Source organism: Kitasatospora sp. NPDC002551 (assembly GCF_040296005.1).
Taxonomy (GTDB): Bacteria; Actinomycetota; Actinomycetes; order Streptomycetales; family Streptomycetaceae; genus Kitasatospora.
Window position 1 is genome coordinate 21,773 of the sequence record NZ_JBEOWI010000050.1, and the last position, 14,354, is coordinate 36,126.

The 14,354-nt window shown below is 77.1% G+C and carries 10 protein-coding genes, 1 tRNA gene and 1 pseudogene; 7 read left to right on the top strand and 5 right to left on the bottom strand.

From position 1 onward, the window contains the following. Nucleotides 1-1,833, bottom strand: coding sequence for a hypothetical protein (locus tag ABT093_RS31520; protein ID WP_350570232.1), 1,833 nt, complete (start codon nt 1,831-1,833; stop codon nt 1-3). A gap of 162 nt (nt 1,834-1,995) precedes the next feature. Then, nucleotides 1,996-2,478, bottom strand: a complete 483-nt coding sequence (locus tag ABT093_RS31525; protein WP_502884360.1) for a universal stress protein — start codon at nt 2,476-2,478, stop codon at nt 1,996-1,998. 817 nt (nt 2,479-3,295) lie between these two features. Between ABT093_RS31525 and ABT093_RS31530 the strand changes: the two genes are divergently transcribed. The 6 genes and pseudogenes from ABT093_RS31530 (at nt 3,296) to ABT093_RS31555 (ending at nt 10,286) form a co-directional block, all read left to right on the top strand. After that, on the top strand, nt 3,296-4,456 hold the full coding sequence (locus ABT093_RS31530; RefSeq protein ID WP_350570233.1) for an HAD-IA family hydrolase: 1,161 nt from the start codon (nt 3,296-3,298) through the stop codon (nt 4,454-4,456). Nucleotides 4,457-6,019: 1,563 nt separating this feature from the next. After that, nucleotides 6,020-7,022, top strand: a pseudogene (locus tag ABT093_RS31535) (helix-turn-helix domain-containing protein); the annotation flags it as partial. A gap of 733 nt (nt 7,023-7,755) precedes the next feature. Then, entirely contained in the window at nt 7,756-8,358 is a 603-nt protein-coding gene (gene orn, locus ABT093_RS31540) for an oligoribonuclease (RefSeq protein WP_350570234.1), read from the top strand. 182 nt (nt 8,359-8,540) lie between these two features. Further along, nucleotides 8,541-8,616, top strand: a tRNA-His gene (locus tag ABT093_RS31545). 177 nt (nt 8,617-8,793) lie between these two features. Further along, nucleotides 8,794-9,240, top strand: a complete 447-nt coding sequence (locus tag ABT093_RS31550) for a DUF4442 domain-containing protein (RefSeq protein WP_350570235.1) — start codon at nt 8,794-8,796, stop codon at nt 9,238-9,240. A gap of 128 nt (nt 9,241-9,368) precedes the next feature. After that, nucleotides 9,369-10,286, top strand: coding sequence for a hypothetical protein (locus ABT093_RS31555; RefSeq protein WP_350570236.1), 918 nt, complete (start codon nt 9,369-9,371; stop codon nt 10,284-10,286). Nucleotides 10,287-10,349: 63 nt separating this feature from the next. Here ABT093_RS31555 and ABT093_RS31560 read toward each other — a convergent pair whose 3' ends face one another. From ABT093_RS31560 to ABT093_RS31570, 3 genes are read right to left on the bottom strand one after another with little or no spacing between them, the layout of a single operon-like run. Beyond that, nucleotides 10,350-10,814 (bottom strand): GNAT family N-acetyltransferase, encoded by a 465-nt coding sequence (locus ABT093_RS31560; protein WP_350570237.1) that lies wholly within the window; start codon nt 10,812-10,814, stop codon nt 10,350-10,352. Between the two features lie 51 nt (nt 10,815-10,865). After that, nucleotides 10,866-11,804 carry a spermidine synthase gene (locus tag ABT093_RS31565; RefSeq protein WP_350570238.1) on the bottom strand — a complete coding sequence of 313 codons (939 nt, stop codon included), beginning with the start codon at nt 11,802-11,804 and terminating at the stop codon, nt 10,866-10,868. Nucleotides 11,805-11,864: 60 nt separating this feature from the next. Then, nucleotides 11,865-12,365: a hypothetical protein gene (locus tag ABT093_RS31570; protein WP_350570240.1), complete on the bottom strand. Its 501-nt coding sequence runs from the start codon at nt 12,363-12,365 to the stop codon at nt 11,865-11,867. A gap of 362 nt (nt 12,366-12,727) precedes the next feature. Here ABT093_RS31570 and ABT093_RS31575 point away from each other — a divergent pair, with 362 nt between their 5' ends. Then, nucleotides 12,728-14,326, top strand: a complete 1,599-nt coding sequence (locus ABT093_RS31575) for an NsdA family TPR-like regulatory protein (RefSeq protein ID WP_350570241.1) — start codon at nt 12,728-12,730, stop codon at nt 14,324-14,326. Nucleotides 14,327-14,354 lie beyond the last annotated feature (28 nt).

The window sequence follows — 14,354 nt, forward strand, 5'->3', positions numbered from 1 at the left end:
TCAGTCGCCACCGCCACCGCCACCACCGCCGCCACCATCGCCATCGCCTCCAGGGCCTTCTCTCCGACGCTGCTGCCGCACCGACAGGGCGGCCGCCAGCACGACCAGGACAGGAAGCACGATCGACATCAGCAGCATCAGCACCTCGTCGGCGCCCCAGTCGTCGTCCCAGTCGAACGGGGTGTCGTCCGGAAGCTGAGCGGCCGAGAACGCGTTCCCGTTCGAGTTCGGGTTGCCGGGCCGGCCCGGGCTCCCCGGCCCGGTGGAGCCGGCCCCCGCACCGGCACCCGCGCTGCCGGCCGCGCCACCTGCGGCGGCTCCTTCTGCTGCCGTGCCCGCTCCGGCGCCGGCGGCACCGGCTCCTCCGGCCCCTCCGACGGCACCGGCGGCTGCCCCGGCACCGGCGGCGGCCCCCGCTGCTCCGGCGCCCCCGGCCGCAGCTCCACCGGCAGCCCCACCTGCTGCGGCCGCCCCGGCGGCAGCGGCAGCCCCGGCGGCTCCAGCCCCACCCGCCGCCCCGGCACCGGCGGCGGCCCCGGCAGCTCCGCCGGCTCCGGCAGCGGCAGCGGCAGCCGCCACCGCCTGGAACGGGCTCGCGGGCAGCCCGAAGATGCTGGTGCCCGGACGGAACGGCACGGCGGACCCGGCTGCTGCTGCGGCTGCCGCCGCCGCGGCAGGTGGGATGGCGGCGGCCGCGGCACCAGGGGGCACGGCCGCGGCGGCGGGGGCAGCGGGGTTGGGTGGTGGCGCGTTGGCACCGGCGGCATTGGCAGCGGTGCCCGGGGGCACACCGGCGGGGTTGGCGGCCCCACCGGCCGCCGGAGCTGCGCCGGGGGCCGCCGGTGCCGGGTTGCCGCCCGGGCCGGGCGGGGCGGGGGCGGGAGCGGGAGCCTCGCCCTCGTAGTCGCCGGGGGCCTCGGCGGCGACCGGCCGGGGTGCCAGCGGGCGGCCGTCCTGGCCGACCGCGCCGTCCACCGCCAGGCCGTCGGCCCTCGCGACGGCGGTGTGCCGCCCGGGCACGGCCTCCCCGGAGGCGGTGCAGTCCAGTGGGCGGCCGATCTCCAGCAGTCCGGCGGCGGACTGTCCGGTGCAGCTGACCGGCCCCACCCCCGGGAGGTGATCCACCACGCCGACCGCGCTGATCGGCGAGTCCCCGACGGCGTCCACCCGGTACCGCAGCCGGACGTCGCCGCCGACCACCATCGGCAGCGCCCGGCGACCCGATACCGCCCACCCGCCGACGAAAGGAGCTTCGCCCGCACGTGACCGAGTGACCATCAATTGCCGACGCGCGGAACGGTCCGCGCGGGCCAGCACGCCCGATCCGGTCGGGACGCCGACCCGGGTCAGGGTGATCCCGGCGACCAGTCCCTGATAGCCGGCCTCCGCGGTCGCGACGGCCTTCGGCATGCCCTTCGGGGCGGTGGCCTCCACCCGGACCTCGGTCCGCTGCCGCCCACCGCGGGCCGGCAGGGTGGCCGAGCACTCCGCCACGCCCAGCGGCGGGAGCGCGAAGGGCTGCCCGCTCCCGCAGACCACGGCCGCCCCGGAGACCTGGGCGTCGGTGACGGCCGAGACGGTGAGCGGATACTCGGCCTGGTTCGTCAACCGGTAGACGCGGAGCAGCTGTTCGTCGGCGCGGACCCGGACGTCGACACCTGTCGCGCCGTTGGTGCGGACCTCCAGCCGGACCGCGGCCCCGGCCTCGCCGCCCGCCGGGCGGACCGCCGACGCCCGGGGCGCTTCGGTCAGCCCGGCCGGGGCCAGGACGAGGAGGAGGGCGAGCAGCGCGACGGCACGGCGGATCGGGCGGCGCGAGGAGCGGCGCGGCATACGACGCGGGGGTAAGGCTGATCCAACGATCACCTTGTCATTCTTTGCCGCACCCGCACGGCCGAGCGGGGCGGCACCGCGCGCCGTCGGCGTGGATAACACGGACGGCCCACACCGCCCCCGCCCCGACCGCCGGACCAAACGAGCCGACCGGACCGACCGTCAGGGGATCACGATGACCGGCCGGTTGGCGCGGCGGGCGAGGCGCCCGGAGACCGAGCCGAAGATCTTGCCGAGCAGGCCGTGCGTCGTACCGACCACGATCGCGTCGGCGGCGAACTCACGGCCGACCTCCTCGATCTCGTGGCAGATGTCGCCGCCCCGCTCGACGAGGATCCAGGGCACTCCGGCGAGGAAGTCCGCGCAGGCGAGCTCCAGGCCGAGCACCTCCGTCCGGTGGTCGGGGAGGTCGACGAAGACCGGCGGCTCGCAACCCGCCCAGACGGTGGCGGGCAGGCGGTTGGCCACGTGCACGATCACCAGGCCGCACTGGGAGCGGCGGGCCATGCCCACCGCGTAGGCGAGGGCGCGCTCGCTGGAGAGCGAGCCGTCGAAGCCGACCACCACGCCGTGCTGGAAGGCCGGGTCGCAGGACTTGGCGGACCCCTTGCGGACCGCCGACTCGCCGGGCGCGCCGTCGGGCAGGCCGGAGGCGCTCGGACGCTCGGCGCCCGGTCCCGGCCGGCCCGTCACCGGGGGCTCCGGAACGTCGGACCGCCGGTCGTCCCGCCGCTGGCGGGAGCCTGCGCCGGGGCGCCCGCGGCGCGCGAGGTTGCGAAGGGGGCGGGCGAAACCACCACCCCGGGCGTCCTCGCCCGGTTCCACCGGTCGGGAGGGCTCAGAACCAGCCATGGCACAAGGCTCTTCGAAGGAGATGGGCCGACAGGAGAGGACAACGCTGCCCGGGCGGCAGGCCCGCCCACGGGAAGACGTCGGTCTGCGCCGAGCACCACCGTTTGTGACCTGTTCCTTTCAGAGTACGACGGGCCGGACACGCAGCCCAGCCGCGCGGCCTCGGGGGCGAGACTCTTCCCGCGAACGAGGGATGCGCGCGCCGACGGCGACGCGCCCCTCACCCGGGCGCGAAGGCGCCCCTCCGGCGAAGGAGGTTCCCTGGAGCTTGACTGAGCGGACCGGGCGGCGCAACAGGACTCCGGGACACCGTGACCGGACTGTCATGGATCGATGACGATCCGTTGCCGACAGTCACCGGGCAGTGAGGCGGCCCAGGAGGCGGACCACGGGCCGTCCGGCGAGCCGGGCAGTGAGCCGGGCAGTGAGCGGGTTCGCGAGCCGGTTCGCGAGCCGGTCGTGCAGCGGCTCGCGAGGCGGGCACGGAGGCGGGCGGTGCGCGGTGGTGCACCACCGTGCCCGGCACCCGTTTCGGCCAAGGGGCGCGGGTTCGGGACGGCCTCTGGCATTTGCCAAGTGCATAGCAGCGGCCGCTGGCACCATGCTCGGCATGCCCCTGCTCCTGCTCGACCTCGACAACACGCTGCTCCCCAGGGACGCCGCATTCCGGGCCTGGGCTCAGGACTTTCTGACCGAACGGTCACTGCCGCCCGGAGACGTCGACTGGCTCGTCACGATCGACGGCGGCGGCTACGTACCGCGCAGCACCGTACTGTCCGCCGCCCGGCGCCGCTACGGCCTCGACGAGTCGCTCGACCGGCTGCTCTCCCACTACCGGCACGGCATCAACTCCTACATCCACTGCCCCGCCCGCAACATCGACGCGCTGCGGGCCGCGCGGGCCGCCGGGTGGACGCTCGGCATCGTCAGCAACGGCGGCACCGGCGCCCAGCTGGAGAAGATCCGCCGGACCGGCCTCGGCCCGATGGTCGACGGCTGGGTGATCTCCGAGGAGGCCGACTGCCTCAAGCCGGACCCGCTGATCTTCGAGATCGCGGCCCAGCGGTGCGGCATCGCACCGACCGGGGACTGGGCCACGCACACCTGGATGATCGGCGACCACGCCCCCGCGGACATCGCGGGCGCCGAGCTGGCCGGGCTGCGCAGCGTCTGGCTGCACCACGGCCGCCCGTGGGCCGAGCCCGCCTACCGGCCGACGCTCAAGGCGGCCGGCCTGCCGGAGGCCGTCGGCCAGGTGCTGGCGGCCCGGGGTGCTCCGGCGTCCGGCCCGGAGCCCCTCGCGGAGGGCGTGGCTGCCGCGCACCGGACCGCCGGCGCCGGCGCCGGCGCCGGCGGCGGGGTCGCGGTGGCACGCCGGACGGCTCCGGCGGGTGGCACGGGCGGCACGCGTGGCAACGAGCGCGGCCTCGGCGGTACGCGGTCCGCAGCGGGCCCGGCAGCGGTCGGCGGGCCGGGCGCCCGGGGAGCGCGGGCCGAACCCGGGGTGGAGCGGAGGGCGGCGGCGCGGAGCGGCGCACGCGACGGCGTGCCCCTCCGGGCATCCACCCCTGGCGGCGGGCACACACCTTCAACCGCGCACGCCACCGGCAGTGCTTCCCCGGACTCCGGAGCCGGGGAGGCTGTCCGAAACCGGTCCGACGGGTTTGCGGAGGATGCCGCCACCCGCCCCGCGCCGATGGAGCCCGTGGTCGTGCTCCCGGCGCGAACGAGTTTCGCGGTGCCGCCGCACCGCTCGGCCCGGGCCGGGTAGCGGCCTTCGGTCCGGCATCGCGCGCCGTCCTCGCGGACGCGGACGAGCCGCACGCGGTCCGCGCCCGCTCACCGGACGGCCGTGGTTGCGGCGGTGCCGGTGACGGCGACCGTGGCGGCTGTCACGGTGGCGGCGGCCACCACAGCGGATCGCGGCGGTCGGGCGGTCGCGGCGGTCCGCACCGCCTCCGCCACCGAGGCATCGCCGGCGACGCGGCCGCACCGCCGGCAGCGCCGTCGGCCGCGCCGTCCACGCCCCACGGCTCACCTGCCGTCAGCAGCGCGCCCCCGCACGGAGCATCGGAGCGTCCCGGCCGGACGGCTCGGATCCGATCCGTCCGCCGCGCAACCCTTTCGCCGTGATCGGCGTCGTCAGTTCCGGTCCCGGCGCGGCAGGTTCGGCCCCGCGCGGGCGCCGCCGCGCCCCTCCCCTGCCCCTCCCCCGCCCCGGGTCCGCCGCCCGCCGGGCGGGCGCAGAAGCCGCCCTTGGCCTGTTCGAGCCGGCGGCGGCGCTCCGCGGGCGAACGATGGGCAGGACCCCGGAGCACCGCCCTCCGGCTCCGGCACTGGCCGGATGAAGCCTGGGAGGCGCACGGCGTGCGCCTGTGCGCCCTCCCGTGCACCGCCTATTTTCGGTCAATCTCGTACGGCTCCCCTGCCCTTGGGCAAATCCGCAGCCCAGACGCACCGGCCGGGCGCATCGGAGCCGGACGCCCCAGGACCCGTCCTGCGACAACCAGCCACCGTTGCCCCGACCCTCTTCCCAGAAGGGTCGACGGGTGCCACGCTTCGTGATCGAATGCATCACGCCAAATTGCCATGTCGACATAGCGTCGGATGGTGAACTTGTCACAACGGCAACGGTCCACCCGATAGATTCGATCTTGGCCAGCAGTGCCGCACCACCACACCACACCACCGAGGGGGCTTGAGCGCCTTGAGCAGGGTGAGCAGGAGCGACGCGGGTCCTGACAGCGGCCAGGCCGTGGCCGGCATCGCGGGTCGTTCCGCGAGAAGCGCCGCCTCCCAGGCCTCCACCGCCAACACCCGTCACTCCGGCACCGCCTCCCACCCCTCCTATTCCCCGGTGGCCCCGTCCGTCCCGGGCGCCCCGTCGGCACCGGGTGCCACCGCCGCCTCCGGCGCACCGCAGGCCACGGGATCCCCGTCCTACCCGGGCGCCCCTGAGCACGGCGGACGCCCCGTCAGCCGACCGGCCGTCAGCCACTCCGGCGGGTACGGAGCCGGCCAGGACGGCCGGAGCGGGGCGTCGGTTACCGGCCATTCCGGCGGCTACCCGGGCGGCCACGCCGGACCCGACGGCGGCTTCCCGCCCTTCGCCGCCGCCCCGTCCGCCACCGCCTTCGCCCCGGGACTTCCCAGTGCCGGGCTCGGACCGGCCCTCCCCGGCCTGTCGGGCCCCCTGGCCACCGGCGGACTCCCCGGCGGACCGCTCGGCCTCGGCACCGCCGGACACGGCCTCGGCGGACACGGCCCGGCGGGGCACGGACCCGGCGGCCACGGCGGTTCCGCCGTCGGCCCGGGCGGCGCCTCGACGCCCGCGATGGCCGCGGCGCCCCGCAAGCTCTCCGGCCGCCGCCGCCGCGAGACCGTCGCCGTCCTGATCTTCGGCGGCGCACCGATCTTCGAGAGCTCCATCCCGCTCTCCGTCTTCGGCGTCGACCGCCAGGACGCCGGGGTGCCGCGCTACCGCCTGCTGGTCTGCGCCGGCGAGGAGGGCCCGCTGGCCACCACCGGCGGCCTGACCCTCTCCGCCCCGTACGGGCTGGAGGCGCTGGCCCGGGCCGGCACGATCGTCGTCCCGGCCTGGCGCTCGATCTCGCAGCCGCCGCCGGTCGAGGCGATCACCGCACTGCGCAAGGCCCACCACGAGGGCGCGCGGATCATCGGCCTGTGCACCGGCGCGTTCGTCCTCGCCGCGGCCGGCCTGCTGGACGGCCGCCCGGCGACCACGCACTGGATGTACGCGCCGACCCTGGCCAAGCGCTACCCGCGGGTGCACGTCGACCCGCGCGAGCTGTTCGTCGACGACGGCGACGTGCTCACCTCGGCCGGCACCGCCGCCGGGATCGACCTGTGCCTGCACGTGGTCCGCAGCGACCACGGCGCCGAGGCCGCCAACGCGCTCGCCCGCCGGCTGGTGGTGCCGAGCCGTCGCAGCGGCGGAGGACAGGCCCAGTACATCGATCAGTCTTTACCGGAGGAGATCGGCAACGACCCGCTCGCCGAGGTGGTCACCTGGGCGCTGGAGAACCTCAACCAGCAGTTCGACGTCGAGGTGCTGGCGGCCCGCGCCTACATGAGCCGGCGGACCTTCGACCGGCGGTTCCGCACGCTCACCGGCAGCGCCCCGCTGCAGTGGCTCATCACCCAGCGGGTGCTGCAGGCGCAGCGGCTGCTGGAGACCTCGGAGCTGTCGGTGGACGACGTCGCCCGCCGCTGCGGCTTCCGCTCGCCGGTGGCGCTGCGCGGCCACTTCCGGCGCCAGCTCGGGGTCTCGCCGGCCGCGTACCGGACCAGCTACCGGGCCCGGCGGCCCGGGGCGTCCGCTGCGGCGCCGACCGCTCCGGCGGGCGGCGACCTGCGGGCGGGCGGGGCGGTCGCGTCGTCGGCCGCCGCGGGCGGGTCGTTCCCTGGCCAGCACGGCGCTCCCGGCGGGCACGGTGTGCCGGCCGGGCACGGGTCGGCCGGTGCCCCGGGGTTCCCGGGCGGGCCGGGTGCGGCGCACCCGGGCCAGCACGGGCAGCCGTCCGGGCCGGGCGTCCACGCGCGGGCCGGGCAGCCGTACCCGCACCAGGCGGCCGGGCACCAGTCGCACCCCGGGCAGCCGGGGAGCGGCCGCGGTCCGGCGCGCCCGCCGATGGTCCCGACGCAGCCCGGTCCCGGCGCGGGGCGTCCGCCCAGGACGGCGGAGCACGCCGCCGCCGAGGACGGGGTGCCGCAGCCGGGGGCGCGCGGTCAGGGCCAGGGGCACCGGAGCGCGGCCGACCGTCCGCAGGACGTGGCGCCGGAGATCCGGGCCCGGCAGGCGAGGGCGGGCCAGCTCCGTCCGCAGGGCGGCCGGGCGGCCCCGTCGGAGGCCCGGGAGCCCCGGGAGGCGCGGTCCGCCCGGGAGGTCCGCCCGGTGCATCCCGCCGGCCACCCCGGCCGGGAAGGCCGCGAGGCCCGGGAGGCGGACGGCCACGCCCCGGACGAGCACGGTTCCGAGAGCCGCACCCCGGCGCCTCGCTCGGCTCCATCGGTGCCCGCGGCGCGTGATCGCGCCGTAGGGTGAGTGGCGTGAATGACCGTTTGGTATGGATCGACTGTGAAATGACAGGCCTCGACCTCGACCGGGACGCCCTGGTCGAGGTCGCGGCACTGGTGACGGACTCGGAGCTGAACATCCTCGGCGAGGGTGTGGACGTCATCATCCGCCCGCCCGCCGAGGCGCTGGCGAACATGCCCGGGGTGGTGCGGGAGATGCACACCTCCTCCGGGCTGCTGGACGAGCTGGAGCACGGGGTCACGCTGGCCGAGGCGGAGGCGCTGGTCCTCGCGTACGTGCGCGAGCACGCGCCGGAGGCCGGGCGCACACCACTGTGCGGGAACTCGGTGGCCACCGACCGCGGGTTCCTGAGCCGGGACATGCCGGCGCTGGAGAGCCACCTGCACTACCGGATCGTGGACGTCTCCTCGATCAAGGAGCTGGCCCGGCGCTGGTACCCGAAGGCGTACTACAACAGCCCGCAGAAGGGCGGGAACCACCGGGCGCTCGCCGACATCCGCGAGAGCATCGACGAACTGCGCTACTACCGCGAGGCGGTGTTCGTCCCGCAGCCCGGCCCGGACACCGACACCGCGCGCGCGATCGCCGAGAAGTACCAGGCGCCGGCGGGCTGAGCCCCGGGGCCGCCGGGTCGCGGGAAGGGTCCGGCGGCCCGGCGGGTCCGCGGGATGTCCGCGGACGCCAGGGGTGCCCGGGTGCGGGGAACGAAACCCTGGCGCGAGCACCCTCTCGGATCCTGTAGAGTTCTTCCTGTCGGAGCGGGAACGCCGAAGAGCGGGAACGGTCCGGACAGATGGTGGGTGTAGCTCAGTTGGTAGAGCACCTGGTTGTGGTCCAGGTGGCCGCGGGTTCGAGTCCCGTCACTCACCCCAGAGCCCGAGGGGCCGGTCTCGTCAAGAGACCGGCCCCTCGGGCTTTTTCGCGTTCCCTCACATCGGCGACGGCCGGGCGGGGGTGGTGTGGCGCACGTCGCACCGTGGTCCGCGTCTCACCGCTTTCCCCGCTCGCGGATCTGCCACCGGAAGCTACTGACTAGTAACGTGGCGGCCATGACCACTCCTTCGATCGGCCGGCTGCTCGACTCCACCGTCCCGATGGCCCGGACCCTCAAGCTCGAGTACCTGGAGACCACCCCGGAGCGCGCCGTGCTGCGGCTGCCGGACCAGCCCGAGTACCACAACCACGTGGGCGGCCCGCACGCCGGCGCGATGTTCACCCTCGCCGAGTCGGCGAGCGGCTGCATCGTGCTCGGCGCCTTCGGCGACCAGCTCTCGCGCGCGGTGCCGCTCGCGGTGAGCGCCGAGATCGCCTACAAGAAGCTCGCCATGGGCGCCGTCACGGCCACCGCCGTGCTCGGCCGGCCGGCCGCCGACATCGTCGCCGAGCTCGACAAGGGCGAGCGCCCGGAGTTCCCGGTGACCGTCGAGATCACCCGTGCCGACGGCGCGGTGACCGGCGTCATGACGGTCGTCTGGACGCTGCGCCCCAACTCCTGAGCGGAGCACGGCGGACGGTCCGCGGCGGCCGTGCCGGCACCGTCCGCCGGTCGTCCGGCGGCCGCCCGCGATGACTGTCCGTGACGGTGGCCGTGTCCTCGCGGTCCGCCCGCTCGTTCTCGATTCACGTGCGAGCCAAACACGCGACCAGGCGTCCGGAACCCGCCCGACGGACCGTCGGCGGCGGGTGGCGGGCGGCCCGGCGGTGGCTGTCCCGGCCGCGCACCGTCGCGGCGGGCGGGGCGCTGCTCGCGCAGCTCTGGGGGTTCGGCGCCCCCGTCGCCCTCGCGGCCGGGGGCGAACCCCTCCCGGAACCGGCCGGCCGGACCCTGGCCACGGGCGCGGCGGCGCCCGACGGCACGGTGCGGCAGCCCGGTCCGGGTCCGTCCGACGGACTGCTCGACGGGCTCGCCGGCGCCGTCCCGGCCGCGGCGGACGCCGTCGTTCCGGAGCTGGACGCCGCGACCGGCCCGGTGACCGGCACGGTGGCCGGTTCGATCGGCGGTGCGCTGCAGGACCGGATCAGGGCCGGCGGGCTCCCCCTGCCGGGCCAGCGGGCCGCTCTGCCGGACGCGTTCGCGCTCGCCTCCGGGCTGCTCGGCCTCGCGCCCGCCGGGACGCACCCCGCCGAGACGCGCGCGGCCCGTGACGGGACGCCCGACGGGGCGTCGGGCAAGCCCGCGCGACCCGTCGACGCCGCGCGACCGGTCCGGCCGGGCGGAGCCCCGCACGGCCCGGCGGCCCCGCCCCCGGCTCCCGCCGCACCGGAGCGCCCCTCGCCCCCCACCGCCGGGCCTCCGGCAGCCGCGGGCGGCGGAGGCGCGAGCGGACGGACCGCCTGGCGGGAACGCGGCCCCGCCTCCTCCGGCGCCCCGGCGGCCGGCACCGCGGCGCCGCCCGGCGCGGGCGCGGCCAGGACGGCCGCCGTCACCGTCGCCCACGACACCGCCGGCACCGCGACCTCCGTTCTCGCCCCGATCACGGCCGGGCTGCTGCTGACCGGCGCCGCGATGTACAAGCACCGGGGCCTGCCGAAGGGCCACTGAGCGGACGGACAGCACGGAGCAGGACGGACGGGGCAGGGCAGGCCAGGGCAGGACGGGCGGGGATCAGGAGCCGGGGGTGGCCACGTGCAGGGCGAGCAGGGGAAGTCGGCGTCCGGGGATGGAGCCGGAGGGGACCGTGCCGAGGCGCACGGCACCCATCGCCCGGTAGAAGGGCTCGGCGTTCGGGTCGGCCGCGAAGGTGATCCGCTCGAAGCCGAGGGCCTCGGCCTCGGCGCGCAGGTGCGCCATCAGCCGGCGGCCGACGCCGCGGCCGATCATGTCCGGTTCGACGAAGAGCAGACCCAGTTCACCCTCCGGGGGCGCCCCGGTGAGGGTGACGAAGCCCAGGACCCGGCCGTCCTCCTCGGCGACGGCCGTGCGCCCGGACGCGATCCGGTCGGGGGTGAGGGTGAGCTCGGCCCGGCAGGCCTCGATGAACTCCGCGTCGTAGCCCCAGTGCGCCTTGGAGCGCAGGGCGAGGGCGCTGAGCGCCGCCGCCTCGCTCGGCCGGGCCGGTCGGATCGCCATGGCGGGTGCTCCTCCTGGTCGGATCGTCCGGGACCCCCCGTCCCGGTGACCCTAACGGAAAACGCCCGGGGGCGGGGTGGGGGACGCGGTGGCGGTGGCATCGGTGGCCGGGGCGGCGCCGGCCGCGAAGTCGGCCAGCGCGCGGCCGTGTTCGACCCTGCCGAGGGCGGCGTCCGAGGCCACCCGGCGGGTCAGTTCGGCCAGCGGCAGCGGGGTGTGCGCGGCGGCCAGGACGAGGTTGCCGAAGCGCTTGCCGCGCAGCACCGCCGGGTCGGCGACCAGGCAGAGCTCGGGGAAGACCGTGCCGAGGGTGGCCACCTGGGAACGGGCGAACGGCAGGCCCGAGCCGTCGGCGATGTTGACGGCGTACCAGCCGCCGGGGGCGAGGGCCCGGGCGGCCAGCGCGGTGAACTCGACGGTGGTGCAGTGGGCGGGCACCCGGGCGCCGGAGAAGACGTCGGCGATCACCAGGTCGACGGTGCCCTCGGGGGTGCGCTCCAGCACGCTGCGGGCGTCCGCGCCGCGCACCTTGACCTGCCAGCCGCGCTCCAGCGGGAGTTCGGCGCGGACCAGTTCGGTGAGCGCGGTGTCGATCTCGGCGACCTGCTGGCGCGAGCGCGGCCGGGTGGCGGCGACGTAGCGGGCCAGCGTGAGGGCGCCGCCGCCGAGGTGCAGGACGGTGATCGGGCGGCCGGGCGGGGCGACGAGGTCGACGAGGTGGCCGAGCCGGCGCTGGTACTCGAAGCCCAGGTGGGCGGGGTCGGCGAGGTCGACCAGGGACTGCGGCGCGCCGTCGATCAGCAGCGACCAGGCGGCGGGGCGGTCGCGGTCGGGGCGCAGCTCGGCGAGGCCGGAGTCGACGGCGCGGGTGAGCGGGCCCTGGGCGTGGGTGCGGCCGCCGGGGCCGGTGGCGGCCGGCTCGCTCGGCGCGGCGCTGCGGTCCCGGTCCGCGGTGCGGCCGGCTCGGTTGCTTCGTCCCATACCCGCCATTATCGCCGCCGTCCGCGGGAGCCCCGCAGCTCAGCGGGGGTGGCCGGGGGCGGTCGGCGGTCAGGACGGGCCGAGGCCGCCCGCGGTGAGGGTGCAGGCGGCCTCGCAGAGCGCGGAGCGCAGGACCCAGGGGTCGGTGGGGCGGGCGGCGCAGTCGACTCCCGCCGGGGGCATCACCCAGCGCGGGTCGGTGGCGGGCAGCAGTTGCGCGCCGGCGGTACAGGAACTGCCGGGCAGGTGCCAGGTGGTGGAGGTGCCGCCCGGGACGAGGAAGGAGACGGTGGCGCCGTTGCGGCTCTGCAGCACCGCGCCGCAGGCCCGGCGCAGCCGCAGGATGTCGACCGCCTCCAGGCCGTGCCGCAGGGCGACCGTCACGGTGTCGAAGGCGGCGACGAGGACGGCGTCCGGGTCGGTGCGGGGGCGGCGGGAGGGGCCGCCGCCGGACGGGGACCGGCCGGGGCCGCGGTCGTCGGCCGACTCGGGCATCAGGGCGGGGGCCGCTCCGTCGAGCACCCCGCCGACGGCCAGGCGGCGGAACTGCGGTACTCCTGTGGCCGGCATGGGCCCTCCTGTCACCTCGTCGGGACCGGAAGCCGTGCCGCCCGGGTGGGGGTTCCGCCAGGGACGCGGCGGGGGGACGGCGGCAGGGGCTTCCGCGTACCAGGACAACGCCGGGCGGGTGTCGCAGGCCACGGGGCGTCTTACAGCAAGGCATGGCATTTCATGGCGGATCCCGGCAAGGACGCCCGGATTGCCCCCGTTTGGTGGCACTTCGGAGGTGAACTCGCCGTGTCCGACCGGTGACTCCCGGTACTGTCGTGGCGCCCGACCGTCCCCGCCCGGGCCCCATCGGACCCTCCCGCGGCCGGACGACCCCGCCGCCCGACCCTCGCACCGCCACCCGCACCACCACGGAGCGCACCATGGCAGCCACCCCACCGGCCGAGCCGAACCGCCCGTCACCCAACACCGTGATGCGTGCCCTGCGCGGCGACCGCTCGCCGGGCGAGTTCGCCACGGCCGTGCGCCGGGCGGCCCGGGAGATCGGCGAGCACGTCTCCTGCGACGCCCGGTACGTCGGGCGGGTCGAGTCCGGCGAGATCCGCTGTCCCAACTACGCGTACGAGCGGGTGTTCCGGCACATGTGGCCGGACCGCTCGCTGGTCGACCTCGGCTTCGCCCCCCGCACCGCCGTCCGCCGCCGCCCGCCCGACGGCGCCGGCCGCGGGAGCGGGAACGGCGGACCGGGCGCCGGGGCGCCACCGCCGGGCCATCCGGTGTTCCCGCCGCTGCCCGCCCCGCGCTCGCGGCTCTCCACCCAACTCCCGTACGCTGCCTCGCCGTACGCGGAACCGCCCCCACCGGTCGGGGCCCCGGTGCCGAGGTTCGCGACGGCGCCCGGGTGGCCCGACGAACCGCACCCCTGTGACGAGGAGAACGACGACGTGCGTCGCCGTACGTTCCTGGCCGGCGGCCCTGCCGCGCTGGCCGCCGTGATCGGCATCGACCTGCCCGGCCCGGCCGCCGCGGCCCCCGCCCCCCACGGCGCCCCCACCGCCGCGGCGCCCGGTGGCGCCGTCGTGCCCGGCCGCCCCGGCCCCGTCCCGCCGCCCCGCAAGGTCGGCACGGCCGAGGTGCTCGGCGTGGAGCAGGCCGTCCGGGACATCCGGCTGGCCGACGACGCGCACGGCGCCGACGCGCTGTTCGAGCAGGCCGGCCGCTCCCTTCGGGAGGCCTACCTGCTGCTCGACGCCTGCGAGTACTCCACCGAGACCGAGCGCAGGCTCCAGGCCGGGGCCGGCGAACTGGCCATCTCGGTCGGCTGGTTGGCGCACGACTCGAACCGGCTCGCGGACGCCCGCTCGTACTACGCGGAGGCGCTGGCCACCGCGCGGATGGCCGGCGACTCCGCCCTGGAGGCGCACGTCTTCTCCAACAGCGCCTTCCTCGCCCGGGACGCCGGCCGCCCCCGCGAGGCGCTGCGCGCCGCCCAGGCCGGGCAGTCCGCCGCCCGGCACCTCGGCTCCCCCCGGCTGCTCGCCCTGCTGACGATGCGCGAGGCCGGCGGCTGGGCACTGCTGCAGGACCGCGGCTCCTGCGAGCGGGCGGTCACCCGGGCCCGCCGGCTGTTCGAGCAGGGCCCGGGTGAGGCCGATCCGGAGTGGATGTCGTTCTTCGGCGAGGCCGAACTCGCCGGGCTGCAGGCCCAGTGCTGGTCCGCGCTCGGGGACTGGGACCGGGCCAGCGAGCACGCCCGGCTGGCCATGGCGCTCCAGCAGCCGCACTTCGTGCGCAACCGGGTGCTCTACACCGCCGAACTCGCCCACGACCGGCTCGGCCGGGGGGACCTGGCCGGCGCGGCCGCGTACGGCTCGGCCGCCGTGGCGCTGTTCGGCGACGTCCGCTCGGCCCGGATCCGCTCGATGCTGGCGGACACCGCGCAGCGGCTGCGCGAGCACCGGCGGGTGCCGGAGGTGGGGCGGTTCCTGGCCGAGTACGGCGCGGCGGCGACCGCCGCCTGAGCGGGCGGCGGCCGGCCGCGGCGGCCCC